Below are 19,570 nucleotides of genomic sequence, written 5' to 3'. Positions count from 1 at the left end.
TATTCTCATCATGGAGAATGACCGGTTTTATTTGAAACGGACAACAATGCGAAAACTCTATTTTACGACTCTACTTTTATTATTCTGTTTGATCTTGCAGGGACAAAACCGGCAAATCAGTATTTCGGCCAAGAACAAGCCCGTCAAGGACGTGTTGGCCGAAATTCAACAAAACAGCGGTTACCGCATCCTTTATAACGACGAAGTCGTTCCCGACGAGCTGCGCGTAACGGTCAACGCCGAAAATACCGCCGTGAAAACGATCCTCGATGCGATGCTCAAAAATACGGGATTGACCTATATCATGCAAACCGATGAATTGATTATCATCGCGAAAAAAGAGGAGCGTACAATGCAAAATGCCTTATTGGGAAGAATTACGAATGAAGCGGGCGAGCCGGTTCCTTTTGCGAATATTGTCCTTGTAGCGGCAAATAATACTGCTGATTTCCGGCAAGGGGCGGTAAGCGATATACAAGGATATTATCATTTGACGAATCTAAAACCGGGAGAATATCAATTACAAGTATCTTTCATCGGTTATAAAACGGAGCATTCCGAATTATCGCTGTCTCCAAATTCGCAGGAGCCGGTCGTGAGGGATTTTGTTCTGAAAACGGATACACAAATACTGGAAGAACTGGTGGTGAAAGGTCAACAACCGGCGCTGAAAGTGGAAAACGGCCGGCTGATCTATCACATTCCTTCTTTACTGAAAAACAAATCGCTAACGAACGCTTATGATGCACTCAAAGAGATTCCCGGCGTCACGGAACAAGACGGACGGCTCACGCTTATAGGAGCAAACGGAATGACGGTATTGCTCAACGGCAAGAAGAGTTCCATGACTGACGGCCAACTGACGGCTTTACTCAAGAGCGTGCCTGTATCGCGTGTGGAGGATATCGAAATCATGTATAGCGCGCCCCCGCAATACAATATCAAGGGAGCAGCGATTAACATTATACTAAAAGAAGAAGGGGAATCGCCCGATAAATGGCAGGGCGAAATAGCGGTTGAATACGCACAAAAAAGTGATGCGGGTGGAAACGGCAAGGCAAGCCTTTTTTATCCGGGCAAAAAAACAACTGTCGACCTGTTATATGCTTACAAACATCGTCCGGTTTTCAGTAAGGAAGAACTTTCGGCAACTCATACATTGGAAAATCAGGCTCACCTTATTCGACAAACAAGCAAAGGCAAAAACGCCCATAACGAGCATACGACACGCATGGGAGTAAGTCATACGTTTGATAATAAAGACCGTGTCGATGCGTCGTATACAGGCATTTTCGACCGGTACGGTTCCGACCGCTCAGCGATAACCGACATCTCTTCCCAAAGGATAGACACCCAAACGGGTTCGGATGGCACTTACACTTTACACAATATTCAAGGTGATTATGCCGCCCGCTTCGGATTGACTGCCGGCGGCGATTATACCTATTATCATAATCAAACGGACTATCATTTGTTGAATATACCGCAAGATGTAACAGCCACAGAGAGGGAAAAAATAACTTCATCCTCGAAACAAACCATTCACCGGACATTTTTATATGCGCATCAGAAGCATTCCATCACAAAGCGGTGGCAGTTAAATTACGGAGTGAACTACTCGTTGGCGCATACGCAAAACCGGTCGGACGGCAAAAAAAACGATTTAGAGTACGAAGAGGCTTCTTTCGATACCCGTCAGAATGAAACGATATGGAATGTATTTACAAGCGTATCGGGTGTGTTTTCCGACAAATTATCGGCGGAAGCTTCGTTATCGGCCGAATTTTATAAAGCGACAAACGAATCGAAAGAAGAAAAAAGTACGATCTGGAATGACAAGGCTTTCTTTCCGTCATTCAATATAAGTTATACGCCGGCCTCCCGTCATATCTTCCAATTTTCGTTATCGTCCGATAAAAATTACCCTTCCTATTGGAGTCTTAATCCCTCCGTCTATCATTTCAGCGCTTATGGGGTTATTTACGGCAATCTCTATTTACGTCCCCAAAGGAATTACAACGCAGGCATCACTTATATCTACAAACAAAAATATGTATTTCGAGTTTTTATGGACTATACGCCTGATTATTTTATTCAACTTCCTTATCAGTCGCGAGAAAAACTGCAACAGGAATTCACGGAGCAGAACTTTGATTTCAAGCGGCAAACAGGCTTGTTAGCTGTTATTCCTTTCACAATCGGCAAGAGGATTTCCTCTCGATTCGTTACCAACGGCTTGTATTGGCGTGAAAAAGACGATACGTTCTTCGATATTCCCTTCAACCGGACGACTCTATTAGGATATTTTCAATTGAATAGCGATATTGATTTGTCTTCCAAGCCGGATATAAAAATGAATATTTCCGGCTATTACTCCACACCAAACGCCATACAGGGCATTTACGATCTCGGAGCATCGGGCGACCTGTCGGCCGGCCTTACGTGGACATTCGACCGGGAACGGGCAAAACTCATCCTCAACGCCGGGGATATCTTGAACACACGTACTCCTTCTGCCAAGATCGATTATATGGGGCAGAAAAGCCGATTGGATGCCTTCCAAGATAATCGGCAGATTTCCCTCTCCTTCATTTACCGCTTCGGAGGATTTAAGGAAAAGGAGAAAAAAGAAATAGATACGTCCCGTTTCGGAGGATTATAAAAAAATCGATATTGATATTGATCCGGCACAAAAATTCCGGTGCCGGATGGTAAACAAAAAGGCGGGGTTTATGTTTTAACGTAAGATTGAATTAGAAAGTATTAAAAATATGTCGCTAGTAGAGAATTTAAATTGGAGACATGCTGTAAAGGCATACGATCCGGCAAAGAAAGTAAGTAACGAAAATATAGATAAAATAATAGAAGCTGCACGTTTAGCCCCTACTTCTTCGGGATTACAACCCTTCAAAGTGATTGTTGTAGAGAATCGGGAGATAAAGGAAAGGCTTTCCAAAGGAGCATTTAATCCCGAATGTATGATTAATTGCTCGCATGTGTTGATATTTGCCTCTTGGGATAAATATACGCCCGAACGTATTGATACGGCTTATAACAGAATAACCGATGAAAGGGATTTACCGAGAGGGCGTTTCGGCAGATACACCGATATGCTTAAGAACTTATATGCTTCGCAAACGGAAGAACAGCATTTTGTGCATACCGCCAAGCAAAGTTACATCGCATTAGGATTGGCTTTGGCTCAGGCTGCCGAATTAAAAATCGACACTACTCCGGCGGAGGGTTTTGATAATCATCTGATTGATGAAGTCTTGCAACTGAGCAAGTACGGATTGAAGAGTGTATCGTTACTCTATGTGGGTTATGCCGATGCCGAAAAAGATTGGTTGGGGCCTATGAAAAAAGTAAGAGTCCCCAAAGAAGAGTTTGTAATCGAATTCAAGTGAGCATAGGGTAAACCAGGGGGGCCGAGCGACGCCCCCGATAAAAACAACTCGCATGTCATTATGAAATACAGCACGTTATATATATTCTTTTTCACAGGATTGCTGCTGACGTCATTTGCCGCTTTCTCGCAAGAAACGGTTCAGAAGAAAGACAGTTTCAAACTGCATCAGTTGCAATCGCTACCTTTCCATCCGGCATTGGCAGGGCTCGATACTCTTATTATTCCTCTGCCGCAGCAATTACCTATGGACAAATTTAATCCGACCGCATTGTTCAATGCAAGCGGAAACAGGCCTTCTTCTCTCAACACACCTCAATTTCAGAAACCTTCCTTTATATCGCCATACGGTTCCACAGAACAGTTTCTTGACTACAGAAGCGGTATGGCCGGAGCCCTTTTGAATCTCTCTCCCCGTTTAAACCTTTACTCCTCCGCCACCCTAGGAATCGTCACCAGCCCTGTGTTCGGAACCGCACAATTTTATCGCTTGAACGCCGGAGGAATATACGCCCTTACCCCGTCGCTTACCCTTCACGGCGATGTTGACTATCACTCCAATTTCGGCAATGCGCCGCTATGGAATACTTCGCTAGACCTCGGCTATCATCCCGGCGACTACTTCCAACTCAATGGAGGCCTCAATTATCTGACAACGGGAAGCAATCGGTATAATATAGACCAAAACGTCTTAATGTTGCACGCCCATACACGTTTTATGTTATACGAGAATGTATATATGAATCTTTTCGGAGGATTGCCACTCTCTCAAAACCGAAATGCGGCGTTATATCCCTTACCGATGTTCCCTCAAACCTATTTCGGAGCAACGGCTGAATATTGGTTTGTTCCTACAACTGCGATAGAAGCCGGGATTATTTGGAACGAAAATCCTCTAACGAAAAGAAAGAGCGCCAGTCCTGTTATCGGTATTAAAATCGATCCGACACGAAAATGACACCTTTTTACAGAAGCGTGACTATTTGATACACTCAAAAACGGATTTTTCGGAGAAATAGACGAACGCCCTTTTTCCTGACTTCGACAATGCGACACCCTAACCGATTTTCCAGAAATCAGGGTCGAACAATCGGGCGATAGACTTGTGCCGAGCTGTCAGCAGCATGGTTTTGGTAAGCGTTTCGCCACTGAGTGGCAACCTGATTTTCAAGGTAGTAATTGTTTTGGAAATATTCAAAACTTTATCCACACTCAAGCCTATATTGTTGTTTTTCAATATTCGTTCCAATTCCTTATAAACCTTGTATGCCACGAAACAGAGGCAAACATGCGCCTCTATCCGTTCATGGGTAAAGTGAAACATTGGTCGTAACTCAATTTTGCCCTTAGTTACCCTAAACGCGTTTTCAACCTGCCACAGCCCGCTGTATTGCTCGTAAACTTCTTTTGCAGGCAGGTCTGTGTTGGTGATGTAACCTTTCAAACCGTCCCATTTCTCGTCTTCGATGATTTTCTCTTGATTGATTGAAACTTTTACATTATCAGATATTTCCAAAAACTTGTTATAACCGCGCTTGTTGATGTTTTCTTTGGTAAGCTGTCCGCTTTTACAGGCTGATTTCAAGCGTTTTATTCCCTTTTCGCGGTTATATTTATCTTTCTTTGCCCGTTTGTCGGTATAACCCACAACCAAGCGTGATTGGGCCAACTTGACAAGTTCATGAAATAGTCCGTCCTGCTTTTTCAACGATAAAATCCATTGCTTGATTTCTTCGTTTTCATTCTTTATCCTTGCCCCGATAATGTATTTGTAGCCGCCTGATTCTAAAAGAGAGATATTGCTTTTATTCATCAATCCCGAATCGGCTACAACCACAAAATCTTCCAAATCGAAGCGTTTCACAAAATCTTCTACGATTGGAATCATTGTTCGTCCTTCGTATTGAGAACCATTGAAAATCGAGTAACTCAACGGATAGCCGCCTTTACTGACCAACAAACCTAAAACAATCTGCGGTTGGGCGTGTTTACCGTCTTTGGAAAAGCCCCTTTCCCGCAAGTCGTCGCTCTCATCCGTTTCAAAATAGAGCGTGGTTACGTCGTAAAACACAAGCCCAATGGCACCTCCTAAAATCTTTTTAGTGTGCGCTACACTGATTCTTTGCACCTTATCCTGCTGTGTGTTGTATAATTTGTCAAGATACCTGTAAATCTTGTGCAATTCAATATCTTCGTCAAAATAAGACTGAAGATAATCAACCGTACCTGCCTTACTTGAAGGCTGACACAGTCGTGCTATAACCAAATGCTTCAATATCTCATCATCTATGGAGTCAAAACCAATAAGTTTGAAAACCTGATTCAGTATCAGTTGAGTTCCATTAAGCAAGATGTTTTCAATATTACTCAAAAGATGTTCGGTAACTTGTTTTTCCTCTTCTTTTCGTTGCGCTTCCCGGAACATATCACGCACGCCAACTTGCTTGGAAATCCATTTTTTGCCCGATTGATAAAACATCTCAATTTCTTTTTCATCAGAACTGGTACCGATTGTTTTCAAATAACGGATTTTGCCGGTGCTTTTATCAACGATAACAACACTGGTACTGCCCGACCTGTTTCGTTTTTTGCGTACATACATACCGCAAAATTAGGACTTTTCTTGCTTGCGACACCCATTTTGGTGTCGCAAAATACGCAAATATATAAATATGAGATGGTTATAAAAAGAGAGTTTTAAAAGTGTCGAAGTCAGGACACCTTTTTACAGAAGCGTGACTATTTGATACACTCAAAAACGGATTTTTCGGAGAAATAGACGAACGCCCTTTTTTTATCGACCAACTTCAAAAACATCCTTTCTAAAGCCTTAAACAAACCGATAAACAACTGATAATATTATAAATATATTCCTATAAACATTCTTTCGGGATTAAACATTTATGTACTTTTGAACGTCCTATAAAAGCAAATGCAAAATAATCATTTATTCATAAAATGTAGAACAATGAAAAAGTATGTATTCTTAACAATGGTCGCTTTATTGACTTTGAGCCTGTCGGTATCGGCACAGGACACAGACAAAAAAGAACGTAAAAGAGCTCCGCGTGAATGGCCTTCGGCTGAAAAACGCGCAGAAAATTTAGCGAAAGAACTTGATTTGACCACAGATCAACAAACGAAAGTGCAAGCTCTGTTTGAAAAACAGGATGCTAAACGCACCGCACATCACGAACAGACAAAAGCTACCCGTGAACAGCAATCCAAGAATCGTGAAGAAGGAAAAGCTTTACGTGAAAAAGAATTGGAAGAATTTAACTCCGAACTGGAAAGCATCATCGGGAAAGAAAAGACGGAACAATGGAATACGTTAAAAAAAGAACGTTGGGAAAAGAGAGCAAAGGGAAAAAAAGACAGAGCCGGTTCCCGGTAAATCATCAAGTCAAACAGTAGATGTTTCTGGTTATTAAAAAGAGGTTATTTCCCATATTACAGGGACAACAACCTCTTTTTTCATACCCTGTTATAAAACGTAATTACATTCGGAGAACTGGTTTTCCAATCGACATGTGACAAGGAGACACCGGTTTGGAGCGTGATGGTTTGTGAGCACAACAGGTTGCTTATAAGGCTTAAAACAAACAGGATTAATAATCTTTGCATAAAAAGAACATCCTTATTTATTACTCAACGTCGCCTTAAACACCTTCTCTCCGGCAAACTCATTGGCATCGGCGCCGTACGACGGACTGTATTTGCCGGCGGGCAAATCCTGAAAGGTATACGTATTGCAGGCCCGGGCTACATCGATATAACGGGTTGCCGCCGTATTGATGGCCGTAGCAGCCATATCGGCCAACACTCCGATAAGACCTCCCGTACCGCTCGATACTGATGTATTATACGTGATATCTCCTATACGGGTATAAAGGACTTCATTCGTTCTGGTGGATTTTAAAATATATTCTACGGATACGTCCACGCTTCCTGCGATATGCGACTTATCCCATTTATGAATGATGGTAAACAACGCCAAATCGGCGCCAAACACTTCTCCGAATCTATTGAGTGGAGAATCCAAAAACAATTCAGCATCATAGGCGCTCTCCTTCTTCAATATTTCCATGGAAAGAAAGGTGGGGATCACATAATAACCGGCATTTGCCAAAGGAACATTCAGAGTCGAATGGAAATATTCTTTCGCCTCCACGTTTGTGCTCCGGTTGATGGGGGGCATAAGCAAAATAGCTAGCGGCTTCTCGTCATACATTCCTTTATAGGCAACCGATTTGATATCGGTGACGGTATTGGTTGTGCCGCAAGCCGACAAAAAAGCCGCGGCGATAATCGTACAGATAATGATTTTTTTCATTCTTCCATCATTTTTAAAATTCTATCGATAAATACTTTCGATTCGGGATACAACGCAATTTCCTTATCCAACAGAGCCTTACCCTCTTCCGTTTTATTAGCTGTGAGTAAAAGAAACCCATAATCGGCATATATACCGGGAGGAACCACTCCGCGCGTACCTTCCTGCTTTTCTATGATTTTCTGATACGTTTCGATTAACTCTTGCGTTGATTTCTCATCACTGTTTTTCAAATAATTATAACTCGATGTGGGATAGTTCGCCCACGAGTAGAGCGATTTTTGTGTAGTACAGGAAGCCAAACCCAATGCTAAGGCGGCGATAATAAAGAGCATGATTTTTTTCATTGCAGTATGATTTTTTTTGTTTCCTGAGCTGAAACAAACACCTGTTTTTGGAAAATCAAATTTCCTTCATATGATACCGTTATGGTGTGTGTGCCCGTAGATATTGCATACACTTTGCCTTTCGGACGATCGACATTGTCTTTTACTACTTCGGCTTTGAATGACAGGTTCTCATCGACCGATACATCGACTCCTCCGCGATAATCAGCCGGATTGCCGACAAAAACCAAATAAGATTCGTTTTCCAAACCGGTTGATATTGTTTTTACGCCGGTACAGCCGGCAATGAATATCAACCCGATGACCGTTACAAAAAGTATCTTTTTCATCATTGTATTTGTTTTATATAGTAATTCGTTAAATTCGCCTGGTCTATGCTTCCTTCTATAAAGGATACTATCGCAAATTCATTGTCGGAAGTTTCGCCTCCCAACGAGTTGACTTCCACTTTGCCGACCGTTTTTCCGGGCAATTCCATGGACATCCCGGTTTGAGGATTTGTCACGGTTTTTCCTTTTTGTACCACTTCGTAAATGTCTCCCACGCGTAAGCCTTGACTTTTCCCTCCGGAGATTAAAATACCGTCCGTATCATACACTAAAAAATACGATTTCCATGGCCGGTCCATACAATTATTCACGATGTTTTCCACTAATTTTGAGATAGCGGCCGAGATGGCTTTATCCGCGAGAGTCGCATCGTAATCGGCCCGTTCGCCGAATCCCATCACCGTTTTATTGGTCGTTTCGGCCTCGCCCTTCGCCTCTTCCGAATAAATGATCTGCCCTGTAGAGACATCCACCAGACGAATATTGACGCCAGCTTGTACCGTTTGTGTTTTACTCCTTGAAAACACATTCACATCGCCTACATTTTTCCGGCCGAATTCCGTCACGGAACCGATAATCAAATAGTCCGCTCCTACTTTTTGCGGAGCTTCGGTTCCGGCAATTTTCAACTCTTCCAGAATTTTATCCATATCTTGCCGTTCCAATAAAATGAACTTATTCGTCGACGCCAGTTTTGTAGACAAGATATCGACGGCCTGCTTTCCGAGAGGATCATTATCTTTATCATAAAAAATTCCTTTAGCATACTGCGTTTCATTCGAAAAACGAGCTATGGCAACTTTCCGTTTGAGCACCTGTTCCTGCTCTTCTTGTTTGATTTCTTGAACTTGAGGTTCAACTCGCACCACCTTTTGCTGTGTACTGCAACTATAAGCGATAACGAGAAAACCAATACCCATTAATGCCTTTTTCATTTGATGTTCTTTTTGATGTGAATATTACATTTTATATTTAATAATCCGTTTCCGTATAGATTAATGATATAAAGAAAAAAAATAAAGATTGTGTCAATTTTATTTCAAAAGAAGATAAAATTCGGCCCTCAAATTTATGTTATTTTCGATTATAAAACAATTTTTTTGGTGTTTTTATTTCAACTTTCGCAGACAAAGAGAGCGATCAGCCTTCCGTTACGTAAATCAAGTCGATGAATGAGTAATACTAAACAACGTTTGCTTGCGAAAAGTGAGCTAAATTCAATTGAGAAAGCCCCGTTTTATCCATTCATCTATATTTTTACAATCAAAACGATCAAATTGAAAGTCAATAATACCGGCAGGTAAATCTTTTTTTTTCCTAATAAACGCGATGACGGTCATACGAGCTGTTTTTGCTGCTGACATTCCCGTATATGAGTCTTCGATGGCAATACAATATTTAGGATCCACAGCGAGCTTTCGGGCTGTATAATAATATATGTCGGGAGCCGGCTTTCCTTTATCGACAAGATCGGCAGAAGATATGACATCGAACAAATGAGTAATCTCCAATTTTTTCAAGACAAAAGGAATTATTTCGCTTGGAGAGTTAGTTGCCAATGCTACTTTTAACCCCATCTCTTTTAACTTTTCTATAAATGATTTCACACCTTCGATACGACAATCTTCCGTATCGATAAGTTCAATCACCCTCGACACAACCCTTTGTTCTGCTTCTCTCAATGAGATGTTTTGCCACGGATACTTCGAATACCAAAAGCGGGTAACTTCTGCCGTAGTCATGGTTTGAGTCAATTCCGAATCCGAATCCGTGACATTGACACCTAAGGATGAGAATATTTCATATTCGGCCCGTTTCCATAATTTCTCTGAATCTATGATGACTCCGTCCATATCAAAAATAATTGCTTTTACCATATTTTACCGAACCATTGTGTTTTACCGTTCTTTCTTTATCTATCCATCCATTCGCGGGCATTGTTGCCGAATTGTTCGATATCATTTATGAATGTGGCCGTATGATATCCGTCCGCTACCGCATGATTGACGAATATTGAAAACGGAAGGAGCATCTTATGGTCATTTTCGTAATATTTTCCAAAGCGGATTATAGGAAATAAAAGGTTCGATTCGGAAGAAGTATCCTGACTAATACTCTGAAAACTTAACCAGGGAACCACTGAGATCGGACAAAAATTTGCAGGCTGATTTTCTTTCGCCTTGATTTTCTTCACCTCTTTATAGGTATTCATGTCTTCCATAACGGAATCGTAAAATTCTGCAAAGACAGGAGAATAATTACTCCAAATGTCGGAAAAAGTATGATCGTCCTGATGAAAAATGGTATAGGAAGGAACGAGATAATTCCATATCCCCAACCTGTTTTCTTCATCAAAACCCATCCTGAACTCTTCGTGTTGATTAATCACCCGCATGATGACGTATAAAAAAGCGGGATAAAACTTCACTTGCCGTATTTCTTTTTCTTTCAGGAAGGCGGTGATATCGATATGATGATTGATATTGTATTTGGTCTTCAGGCGATGATAGTAATAATCGAAATACGGTTTTCTTTTCCAATCCGAAGGCACAGGCGTAAAAACAGCTTCATGTAATTTATCAGCCATACGATTGTCTCTCTTTCTTTGCGTTATATTTATATATTTTGAAACACCGAAAAACAACTGACGGCCGGTACATCCATACGGGTGCCGCAGCCGTCAGTTTTACGGAAACTCCGATGCACTTCCCCGGGGGAAGGCAAGGGATAAGCGCTCATTCCTTCGTCGTTACTGTCTCCTCCGAAGAATTTTCATCCATCAAGATATGTACGATTTGACACGCCGATTTGGTAACCGAGGTTCCGGGACCGAAAATAGCCGCCACTCCCGCTTTGTAAAGGAAATCGTAATCTTGTGCCGGAATAACACCGCCGGCAATCACCACAATATCGGGACGCCCTAACTTTTTCAGTTCTGCGAGAACTTGCGGAACAAGTGTTTTATGACCGGCTGCAAGAGAAGAAACACCCAATACATGGACGTCATTCTCTACTGCTTGACGCGCCGCCTCGGCCGGAGTTTGAAACAACGGTCCCATATCGACGTCGAAACCGCAATCGGCATAACCCGTAGCAATCACTTTGGCGCCGCGGTCGTGTCCGTCCTGCCCTATTTTCGCAACCATAATACGAGGTTGGCGCCCTTCTTTGCGGGCAAACTGTTCGGTAAGTGCGCGCGCTTCCTTAAGCGTGGCATCTGTTTTGGATTCTGATGAATACACTCCTGAGATTGTTCTGATTATTGCATTATAACGTCCTACTACCTTTTCACAAGCATCCGATATTTCGCCCAATGTGGCGCGAACCCGTGCTGCTTCCACGGCTAACTCCAACAAATTACCTTCCTTGGTTTCCACACATTTGGTAATGGCTTCCAATGCTTGGCGTACGGCGGTTCCATCCCGTTCTGCACGCAATTTCTTCAATCGCTCTACCTGTTGCCGAAGCACTTCGGTATTATCCACTTCGAGAATATCAATCGGATCTTCTTTTTCCAACCGATATTCATTCACTCCGATAATCTTTTGAATACCCGAGTCGATACGCGCTTGCGTACGGGCAGCGGCTTCTTCGATACGTAACTTCGGAACGCCCGTCTCAATGGCTTTTGCCATGCCTCCCAGTTTTTCGACCTCTTGAATATGTTCCCAAGCTTTTTGCGCCAACGCATGGGTCAACGATTCCACATAGAAAGAACCGGCCCAGGGATCGACCTGACGGGTGATGTTCGTTTCGGATTGAATATAAATCTGCGTATTACGCGCAATACGTGCCGAGAAATCGGTCGGCAAGGCGATAGCCTCATCCAACGCATTGGTGTGCAACGATTGCGTATGTCCCAACGCAGCCGCCATCGCCTCAATGCAAGTACGCCCTACATTATTATAAGGGTCTTGTTCGGTAAGCGACCAACCGGAAGTCTGCGAGTGCGTACGCAACGCCATCGATTTAGGATTCTTCGCACCGAATCCCTTCACAATCTTGGCCCATAACAAACGGGCGGCGCGCATCTTGGCGATTTCCATAAAGTGATTCATCCCGATAGCCCAGAAGAACGACAAACGCGGGGCAAATGCATCGACTTTGATACCGGCGTTGATACCGGCGCGCAGATATTCGATGCCGTCGGCCAACGTGTAGCCTAATTCGATATCGGCTGTGGCTCCCGCCTCTTGCATGTGGTAACCCGAGATGGAGATCGAGTTGAACTTCGGCATCTTCTGCGAAGTAAATTCAAAGATGTCGGCAATGATTTTCATCGAGAAAAGCGGCGGATAAATATAGGTGTTACGTACCATGAACTCTTTCAGGATATCGTTCTGAATGGTTCCGGCCATCTCTTCGAGTTTGGCGCCTTGCTCCTGCGCAGCGACGATATAGAAAGCCAGAATGGGAAGTACCGCGCCGTTCATGGTCATGGACACCGACATTTTATTCAACGGAATACCGTCAAAAAGGACTTTCATATCTTCTACCGAACAAATCGATACACCGGCCTTCCCCACATCGCCGACGACGCGTTCGTTGTCGGCATCATAACCGCGGTGCGTTGGCAAGTCGAAAGCCACCGACAAGCCTTTCTGTCCCGAAGCGAGGTTACGGCGGTAAAAAGCATTGGATTCTTCGGCGGTCGAAAATCCGGCGTATTGTCGAATCGTCCAGGGACGCATCACATACATCGTGGAATAAGGGCCACGGAGAAAAGGAGGAATACCTGCGGCATAGTTTAAGTGCTCCATGCCTTCGAGATCTTCCTTGGTATATACGGGTTTTACCGGTATCTGTTCCGGTGTGAGCCAATTGGCCTTAATATTGTTTTCTTTCATCCAATCGGCAGCGTTGTGTTGTTCAAAGCCGGCCGTTTGAAAATTTATATTTTTAAAATTCGGTTTCATTTCAATTGATCGTTTTATTTTATAGTAATCCCGAGAAGTTTATGAAATAGGATCAATGTTTCGAGCACATTGCTGCGTACATGAATAAAATGTTCGATACCCTGCGCTTTCAGGTCGTCCATGCAAGCCGGCGCACCCGCAACGACAAACAGTTCCTTGCCGCCTTTCAGCATATCGAAAGCTTCCGGAGCATACGTTACATATTCATCATCGCTCGAGCACAATACGATAACATCGGCATCTTTTTCGCGCGCCGCTTTAATGCCTCCTTCCACCGTGTTGAATCCGAGGTTATCGATTAATTCATAACCCGCGCATCCGAAGAAGTTGGCTGAGAACTGCGACCGAGCCAAACGCATAGCCAGGTTACCGATCGTGAGCATAAATACTTTCGGCGTTTTCTTGCTTCGTTCGGTGGCTAAGCGGAGTTCATTAAAGTCGTCCGCCAAGCGGCGTACTTTCAGCTTTTTAAAAGGAGTTTCCTTATCGCCGTCGCATCCGCAAGCATGTTGATGGCTTTCTGCAAGCGTATCGCTCCTTCTCTCGGTAAAGTTCGGGTATTGGTTGGTTCCGACCAGCACTTCCCGACGTTTGGCTACCGCTATCATGCGTGCATCGCCCGAAGCATTGACGGCATCTTGTACAGCGCCCGCTTTCAAGTTCTCGTAAAATCCCTGTTCCTCCGTTTTGAGGAAAAGCTTCCAAGCTTGTTCGGCGATGGACGAAGTGAGGGTTTCAATATAATACGATCCGGCAGAAGGATCGATGATTTTATCGAAATGCGCTTCTTCTTTCAACAATAATTGTTGATTAACAGCGATACGTTCGGAAAAATCGGTAGGTGTTTCAAACGCTTCATTGAAAGGCCGCACGGTTAATGAGTCGACGGAAGCGATGGTAGCCGACATGGCTTCGGTTTGCGAACGGAGCAGATTCACATACGGGTCGAAAACCGATTGGTTAAATGCCGATGTGACGGCATGGACATTCATTTTTGCCGCATTTTTCCGTTCTTCGTCGCTATATTGTCCGGCGTGCAGCGGTTCATAGGCATTTACGATTTCGGCCCATAACCAGCGGGCTGCACGGAATTTGGCTATTTCCATAAAATAATTGGAATCGATACCGAAGGTGAATTTTATCTTATTGGCAGCCACTACCGGATCGATACCTTTTTCAATCAAGGCCCCGAGGATCTGATTGCCATAAGACAAACTATATCCGAGTTCCTGATGGATATAAGCTCCGACATCGCTAAAACTATTGCCCGTTATGTAAATGCAACGGTAATGGGGCAACTGCGACGTGATATTGACGATTTCAGCCGCCTCTTCGGCCCATTGCGGGGAATCTATTCCTTTCTTCAATATTTTCCGGAAAGGATCGAACTCGATGGAGCCCTGGCATTTGGTCAATTCAAAATTATTCTTCAACAGATAATCCGACACCACACGTGCAAGCTCAAGCGTACGCGAAATACACGTTCTGAAATTCAATTCTACTTTCTCAGGCGAAATGTCCTTAAGCAATACTTTTATATTTTCGGGGGTAATTCCATTTTTGGGAAGATGGAAGCCGAAAGAAGTAATGCCTTTCGTGAGCAGTTTCACGGCCTTTTTATTGGCTTCGGCGAAATCGTCCACGTGTATTTCCCGCCGTATATACCACACATTATCTTTCTTGGTGGACCGTACGTAGGGAAACTGCCCGGGTAGGTTTTCGAGGGTCGGCAAACCTTCTACATTTTCTGCCCGATAAAAAGGATTTACGGTAAATCCTTCATTGGTTCTCCACACCAGTTTTTTTTGAAAATCAGCCCCTTTTAAATCGGCGGTGATTTTCTCCATCCATTCATCGGTGGACGTAGGTGGAAAATCTACAAAAAAATTTTCTTTGTGATCACTCATAAGTTTTATATTTATTATTTCGACGTTTTTCTTGCATGCTTGTGTATTGTTCTTTGCTCCAACCAGAAGTTTTCCGGTAGTAGGTCGGACTATTTCTGTTTTTATTTTACACAATCACAAAAGTACGATAATTTGTTTGTTTATAAAAGATTTTTCCGTCCGTTTATTCATTCTCCTTAACTATATTTCAAGAATTCCCATCGATGTTTTTTACTTTGACCGGCAACCTTATGATTTGCGGGATTACCATATGGCGTTATCATCTTCTTTTTCTACGACAGCATTGTTTCCTCAGCGGAGAAAAAAGAGTGTTTCGAAAACATGTGCAACGTTAGCGGAAACGTGCGCAGCTCTTTCTACTATATAAAAATGTCAGGCGATAACATGAGAAACGGTTTCGGAAAGGTAAAAAATACTTTCGGAAACATGTGCAGCACTTTCTAAAACATGAGAAATAGTAGCGGAAACATAAAAAATACCTTCGGAAACATGTACAACTGTTTCGAGAACATATTCTACACTTTCGGAAATTTGCTAAAAGTGTAGGATGGCTACTACCGAATTGGATTCATTCTATTCATTCAATAATATCAATGCGCATATTATCGAAATCAAGTAGAATCTTCTTTCCCAAATTCCTGAAAAAAGGGTATCCTATATGTCCGTCAAACGTCCCGGGAACTGATTGCCCCGGCAGCGAATAGATCTCAATCACGTTATCTTCTTTCGCGAGAACTATCTTACTATTAAACTTTAATATAGGTAACTTTACACCGTTAAACACTATCGATGTATCATTATCAAAAATGTCCAGTTGTTAAGAGATCTATTAATTTCTGCTCATAGTTTTCTTGAGCAGAAACAACCATTGTAAAAAAGGTAAGTGTCTTTCTATTTATCTGTTGCATATTATATCTCAGAATAATTTTATAAACCTTTAATCATGAGATAAGTAGCAAGGACAGGATTCATCTTTCCCATTTTATTCGAAAAAATAATGGCTCTACAAATGAAACTATGTAGAAAGCATATCCGTGCATTCTTATTTATAATTGATGTCTGAGTGAAATTTCACATATAAAGCATAATAGTAATATCTTACTTTTCCTCTTTCTCTTCTTTCTTTCGCGGAGCGGCGTTCAAACTCTTCAGTATTTTGGAATACGAAAACTTGTCGCGCATCACGGCATCGCCTTTGTGAAAGTTTGCAGCGATCTTGCCGATGGAAATGCACTCGCTGTAGATGGCATTGAACTCCGTAACCGCTTCGGCTGAAACACTTTTGCTGTCGCCTTTCAGAACTTCCTGCGTCTCGTTGGCTTGCTTGATCGGATCGGCATACCCTACGATGCGGTCGAGCGTCTCGGCGGAAGTTCCTTTAGTGGTCAACTCCGTTTTTATTTCTTCCGTAAGGCCTGTTTTGAAATGTGCCAGCAGTTCGACAAGGGCTTCCTGGTCTTTGGCGCGCGCTTTGTTGAAATGAGCCGTGTAGCCCAACAACTTCAAGAGTTCGTTGCGGCGGGGCTTGTCGGGTTTGTAATCTTCCCCGATCTGGATCTTCACTTCAGACAAATCGTCGATAGCGGAAGTAACCAGTGCATAAAGTGTTCTTGTAGCCAAGCGTTGCTGCGCGTCGCTATCAATACCTAAATAGTGGGTAAAGGCGTTTCCGATACGTGTTTTAAGACCCGTGAAAAACTCTATTGTCCATGTTGAGCGTTTGGATGAAAGAAAAACCTGGTCGGCAATGGCATTGTCGATCATGATATCGTTAGTCGTGAGCATTTCCACGTCTTTGCCTTTATAAATTCTTTTAATCATAATCATAACCAATAAATTTAAATAAGTTGTTAACAGAAGCGAAGATACGAAAAGCCCCGATATGTTATTCCCAAAGAGGCAACTATTTGAAGAAAAAGACGATAATTTATACTTTATTGCACATACAAGCAATATTATTCACATTCATTCACGGTGTCTTCATCACGGGTGCCGTTTCAATCGACACCCGTGATGCGTTCAATAACCTAATATAAATACGATCATCCTCGACTGGATGGTGGAATCCACCCCCCGTTCTTCAGAAAGAAAACTTCGTATTAAGGAGTGTGCACATGCGAATTTCAATGCTTTCGAGGAGGAATATGTTTTTCTGAAAGGTGAGAATCTTCTTCCGCCTTACCCGCCTCGAAATTGTACCGGAATAATTTAAAAAACTCGTAATAGATTTTCATATTTTCCAGTTGATACCACTTTTCCACCGTAACGGGTTCGGCATCGAGATTATAGATTTTGGCATTCTCCAATGAAAGTATAAACGGCGAATGGGAGGCGATGATAAACTGACAGTTTTTAAAGCGTACGGAATCTTCTATCAACGTTTTCAATTGGAGCTGAAATTGAGGCGACATACTGTTTTCAGGTTCATCGAGCAAATAAAGCGCATTTTCCTCGATTTGCTTGTCGAAATATATCAGGGCGTTTTCGCCGTTGGAAAACTGGCGTTGCAATTCGCCGGCTCTATCGCGCACAAACCGGCGTTTGGATTTCGAGCGTCCATCGACGAACTTCCGGAACGCATCGATTCCCTCCCGGTCTTCCATATCCAAATGGACGCCGTTATCCCAATAGTCGGTATAAGAACTGTTTTTCACTTCATCGTAGTAATCGCTTTCGCTGCTTTTCCTGTTCCTGATCCGGCTGTTTTCTTCCCGTACGCTCAAAATGTGTTTGAAAACATCATCCGAAGCAATAAATTTACTGCTTAACGGAACATTCTTTATATCATTCAGTTCGTAACGGTTGTTCTTGACAAAAAAGTCGAACATCTTTGTCCGGTTGTATTTTCCCGAACGTTGAATATCGAGCGTTTCGGTGATGAGATTGAGCAAGGTGCTTTTACCGGAACCGTTGCCGCCGTAGAAGACGGTAATATCATCAAAATCGATTTCCTGAAGTTTTAAAGCAAATAGTCCGAGCGGATAATGCTCGTCCTGGGTATCCTGCCGGACAATGGAATCCCATCCATTGTAATAAGTGGCATCCTCGTCCATCAATGTAAATTCTTTCAGATAAATCATATCTCCGGTATTAACATGGTTAGTCTCTATTCTCTCATTAAGAACAGCATCGGATCGGAAAGGTATTCCATTACATTGCTGATGAAGCGGGCGGTTTCTCCCCCGTCCACGATACGGTGGTCGACGGTGAGCGAAAGCGGCAGGATGTGTCCCACCGTTATTTCGTCGTCTTTTACAATGGGGGTTTTCAGGATGCGCCCGATACCCAGGATGCCGGCTTGCGGATAGTTGAGTATCGGCGTCGCAAAAATACCGCCGATAGAACCGAAACTGGTAACGGTAAACGAGCCGTCTTTCAGGTCCTCCAACGTCAGTTTGCGCTCGCGCGCCTTAGCAGCCAGCACGCCTATCTGCCGGGCGGTTTCGAAGATCGACAAGCGGTCGGCATCGCGAATTACGGGAACCACCAATCCGTCGGGCGCATCCACGGCAATAGCGATGTGGATACGATTGCGGACAATCATCCGGTTGTTTTCCATGTCGATTTGAGAATTGAGTTGCGGGTGCTGTTTTAATGCCTGCGCCACCGCTTTCACGATGAAGGGAAGATAAGTGAGTTTGGCGCCCCTATCCGCAAACTCCCGTTTATATTTCGCGATAACCTTTTTCAATCCGGATATCTCGACTTCTTCAAATATCGATAATTGTGCGGCACTTTGCAGGGAGTGAAGCATATTTCGAGCAATGGTTTTTCTTATTTGCGTAAGAGGTTGATATGTGACTTCTTCGGTGTGCTCAAGGTTGGTTTCTTTTTTATCCGTATTGAATTGAGAGGAAGTATGAAAATTCAGAATATCCTCTTTCTTCACTCTTCCTTCGGGCCCGCTTCCCGGCACTTCGTTGATGTCGATGCCCATTTCTTTAGCCATGGCTCGGGCAAGGGGCGTGGCAAGCGCTTTGCCCGGTCGTTGCTCCGCCTTTTGCGTTTGAGAAGATCCCTCATCGCTCGAGGCGAGCAAATCGTCCTCGCCCGACAGTTCCATCGTACCAACGACCGAAGCGCTGTCTTCTGCCTCCACTTCGATATCTACCAACGGGGCGCCCACAGGAATTATATCGCCCGGATTCCCATACCGGGCTATGATCTTTCCGCTTTTAGGCGAAGGGATATCGGCCACCAACTTGTCGGTTTCCATCTGTGCGATCGTATCGCCCACTTTCACTTCGTCTCCTTCCGAAACCAGCCACTCCATCAGGGTTCCTTCTTCCAAACCTTCTCCTAAATCGGGGAAATTAAATGTAAATTTCATAT

17 protein-coding genes are annotated in these 19,570 nt (G+C 43.2%); 4 read left to right on the top strand and 13 right to left on the bottom strand.

What is annotated here, in order from left to right; all coding sequences use genetic code 11:
* Positions 1-46 precede the first annotated feature (46 nt).
* The 3 genes from ABNK31_RS08500 (at position 47) to ABNK31_RS08490 (ending at position 4,364) form a co-directional block, all read left to right on the top strand.
* Complete coding sequence (locus ABNK31_RS08500) at positions 47-2,662, top strand: outer membrane beta-barrel protein (protein ID WP_418895227.1); 2,616 nt, start codon at positions 47-49, stop codon at positions 2,660-2,662.
* A 109-nt stretch (positions 2,663-2,771) separates the two neighbouring features.
* Complete coding sequence (locus tag ABNK31_RS08495) at positions 2,772-3,407, top strand: nitroreductase family protein (protein ID WP_418895226.1); 636 nt, start codon at positions 2,772-2,774, stop codon at positions 3,405-3,407.
* A gap of 60 nt (positions 3,408-3,467) precedes the next feature.
* On the top strand, positions 3,468-4,364 hold the full coding sequence (locus ABNK31_RS08490) for a hypothetical protein (RefSeq protein ID WP_418895225.1): 897 nt from the start codon (positions 3,468-3,470) through the stop codon (positions 4,362-4,364).
* A gap of 99 nt (positions 4,365-4,463) precedes the next feature.
* Here the strand turns inward: ABNK31_RS08490 and ABNK31_RS08485 are convergent, their stop codons facing one another.
* The gene (locus tag ABNK31_RS08485; RefSeq protein WP_418892868.1) at positions 4,464-6,008 is read right to left on the bottom strand and encodes an IS1634 family transposase; all 1,545 of its coding nucleotides are present in this window, start codon (positions 6,006-6,008) and stop codon (positions 4,464-4,466) included.
* Positions 6,009-6,374: 366 nt separating this feature from the next.
* On the opposite strand from ABNK31_RS08485, the gene ABNK31_RS08480 reads away from it, so the two are divergent.
* Entirely contained in the window at positions 6,375-6,800 is a 426-nt protein-coding gene (locus tag ABNK31_RS08480) for a hypothetical protein (protein WP_418895224.1), read from the top strand.
* An 80-nt stretch (positions 6,801-6,880) separates the two neighbouring features.
* Here ABNK31_RS08480 and ABNK31_RS08475 read toward each other — a convergent pair whose 3' ends face one another.
* The 12 genes from ABNK31_RS08475 to ABNK31_RS08420 form a co-directional block, all read right to left on the bottom strand.
* Positions 6,881-7,030: a hypothetical protein gene (locus ABNK31_RS08475; protein ID WP_418895223.1), complete on the bottom strand. Its 150-nt coding sequence runs from the start codon at positions 7,028-7,030 to the stop codon at positions 6,881-6,883.
* Positions 7,031-7,043: 13 nt separating this feature from the next.
* On the bottom strand, positions 7,044-7,739 hold the full coding sequence (locus ABNK31_RS08470) for a GNA1162 family protein (RefSeq protein ID WP_418895222.1): 696 nt from the start codon (positions 7,737-7,739) through the stop codon (positions 7,044-7,046).
* A complete protein-coding gene (locus ABNK31_RS08465) occupies positions 7,736-8,086 on the bottom strand; it encodes a DUF4810 domain-containing protein (protein WP_418895221.1) in 351 nt (116 codons plus the stop codon). Before ABNK31_RS08465 ends, ABNK31_RS08470 begins: the two co-directional genes overlap by 4 nt.
* Entirely contained in the window at positions 8,083-8,418 is a 336-nt protein-coding gene (locus tag ABNK31_RS08460; RefSeq protein WP_418895220.1) for a hypothetical protein, read from the bottom strand. The genes ABNK31_RS08465 and ABNK31_RS08460 overlap by 4 nt, the downstream gene beginning before the upstream one ends.
* Complete coding sequence (locus ABNK31_RS08455) at positions 8,415-9,350, bottom strand: CsgG/HfaB family protein (RefSeq protein WP_418895219.1); 936 nt, start codon at positions 9,348-9,350, stop codon at positions 8,415-8,417. Before ABNK31_RS08455 ends, ABNK31_RS08460 begins: the two co-directional genes overlap by 4 nt.
* Before the next feature lie 282 nt (positions 9,351-9,632).
* Entirely contained in the window at positions 9,633-10,292 is a 660-nt protein-coding gene (gene hxpB / locus ABNK31_RS08450; RefSeq protein WP_418895218.1) for a hexitol phosphatase HxpB, read from the bottom strand.
* 35 nt (positions 10,293-10,327) lie between these two features.
* A complete protein-coding gene (locus tag ABNK31_RS08445) occupies positions 10,328-11,002 on the bottom strand; it encodes a CatA-like O-acetyltransferase (RefSeq protein ID WP_418895217.1) in 675 nt (224 codons plus the stop codon).
* A 148-nt stretch (positions 11,003-11,150) separates the two neighbouring features.
* The gene (scpA, locus tag ABNK31_RS08440) at positions 11,151-13,331 is read right to left on the bottom strand and encodes a methylmalonyl-CoA mutase (protein ID WP_418895216.1); all 2,181 of its coding nucleotides are present in this window, start codon (positions 13,329-13,331) and stop codon (positions 11,151-11,153) included.
* A gap of 14 nt (positions 13,332-13,345) precedes the next feature.
* Positions 13,346-15,238, bottom strand: coding sequence for a methylmalonyl-CoA mutase family protein (locus ABNK31_RS08435; RefSeq protein ID WP_418895215.1), 1,893 nt, complete (start codon positions 15,236-15,238; stop codon positions 13,346-13,348).
* Between the two features lie 1,098 nt (positions 15,239-16,336).
* On the bottom strand, positions 16,337-17,059 hold the full coding sequence (locus tag ABNK31_RS08430; protein ID WP_418895214.1) for a hypothetical protein: 723 nt from the start codon (positions 17,057-17,059) through the stop codon (positions 16,337-16,339).
* A 302-nt stretch (positions 17,060-17,361) separates the two neighbouring features.
* Positions 17,362-18,318 (bottom strand): AAA family ATPase, encoded by a 957-nt coding sequence (locus tag ABNK31_RS08425; RefSeq protein WP_418895213.1) that lies wholly within the window; start codon positions 18,316-18,318, stop codon positions 17,362-17,364.
* Positions 18,319-18,344: 26 nt separating this feature from the next.
* Entirely contained in the window at positions 18,345-19,568 is a 1,224-nt protein-coding gene (locus ABNK31_RS08420) for a dihydrolipoamide acetyltransferase family protein (RefSeq protein ID WP_418895212.1), read from the bottom strand.
* Positions 19,569-19,570 lie beyond the last annotated feature (2 nt).

The sequence above is a fragment of the Limibacterium fermenti genome (assembly GCF_041902845.1).
Taxonomy (GTDB): Bacteria; Bacteroidota; Bacteroidia; order Bacteroidales; family Dysgonomonadaceae; genus Limibacterium; species Limibacterium fermenti.
The sequence above is the reverse complement of the archived record's forward strand: the minus strand, read 5'-3'. Positions and strand labels throughout refer to the sequence as shown.

Excerpts from the sequence above, each read along its gene's own strand:
- ABNK31_RS08445 (WP_418895217.1), bottom strand. The coding sequence starts at position 11,002 with ATGGCTGATAAATTACATGAAGCTGTTTTTACGCCTGTGCCTTCGGAT.
- ABNK31_RS08430 (WP_418895214.1), bottom strand. The coding sequence starts at position 17,059 with ATGATTAAAAGAATTTATAAAGGCAAAGACGTGGAAATGCTCACGACT.
- ABNK31_RS08500 (WP_418895227.1), top strand. The coding sequence starts at position 47 with ATGCGAAAACTCTATTTTACGACTCTACTTTTATTATTCTGTTTGATC.
- ABNK31_RS08435 (WP_418895215.1), bottom strand. The coding sequence starts at position 15,238 with ATGAGTGATCACAAAGAAAATTTTTTTGTAGATTTTCCACCTACGTCC.
- ABNK31_RS08495 (WP_418895226.1), top strand. The coding sequence starts at position 2,772 with ATGTCGCTAGTAGAGAATTTAAATTGGAGACATGCTGTAAAGGCATAC.
- ABNK31_RS08475 (WP_418895223.1), bottom strand. The coding sequence starts at position 7,030 with ATGCAAAGATTATTAATCCTGTTTGTTTTAAGCCTTATAAGCAACCTG.
- ABNK31_RS08455 (WP_418895219.1), bottom strand. The coding sequence starts at position 9,350 with ATGAAAAAGGCATTAATGGGTATTGGTTTTCTCGTTATCGCTTATAGT.
- ABNK31_RS08490 (WP_418895225.1), top strand. The coding sequence starts at position 3,468 with ATGAAATACAGCACGTTATATATATTCTTTTTCACAGGATTGCTGCTG.
- ABNK31_RS08480 (WP_418895224.1), top strand. The coding sequence starts at position 6,375 with ATGAAAAAGTATGTATTCTTAACAATGGTCGCTTTATTGACTTTGAGC.
- hxpB (WP_418895218.1), bottom strand. The coding sequence starts at position 10,292 with ATGGTAAAAGCAATTATTTTTGATATGGACGGAGTCATCATAGATTCA.
- ABNK31_RS08485 (WP_418892868.1), bottom strand. The coding sequence starts at position 6,008 with ATGTATGTACGCAAAAAACGAAACAGGTCGGGCAGTACCAGTGTTGTT.
- ABNK31_RS08425 (WP_418895213.1), bottom strand. The coding sequence starts at position 18,318 with ATGATTTATCTGAAAGAATTTACATTGATGGACGAGGATGCCACTTAT.
- ABNK31_RS08420 (WP_418895212.1), bottom strand. The coding sequence starts at position 19,568 with ATGAAATTTACATTTAATTTCCCCGATTTAGGAGAAGGTTTGGAAGAA.
- scpA (WP_418895216.1), bottom strand. The coding sequence starts at position 13,331 with ATGAAACCGAATTTTAAAAATATAAATTTTCAAACGGCCGGCTTTGAA.
- ABNK31_RS08460 (WP_418895220.1), bottom strand. The coding sequence starts at position 8,418 with ATGATGAAAAAGATACTTTTTGTAACGGTCATCGGGTTGATATTCATT.
- ABNK31_RS08465 (WP_418895221.1), bottom strand. The coding sequence starts at position 8,086 with ATGAAAAAAATCATGCTCTTTATTATCGCCGCCTTAGCATTGGGTTTG.
- ABNK31_RS08470 (WP_418895222.1), bottom strand. The coding sequence starts at position 7,739 with ATGAAAAAAATCATTATCTGTACGATTATCGCCGCGGCTTTTTTGTCG.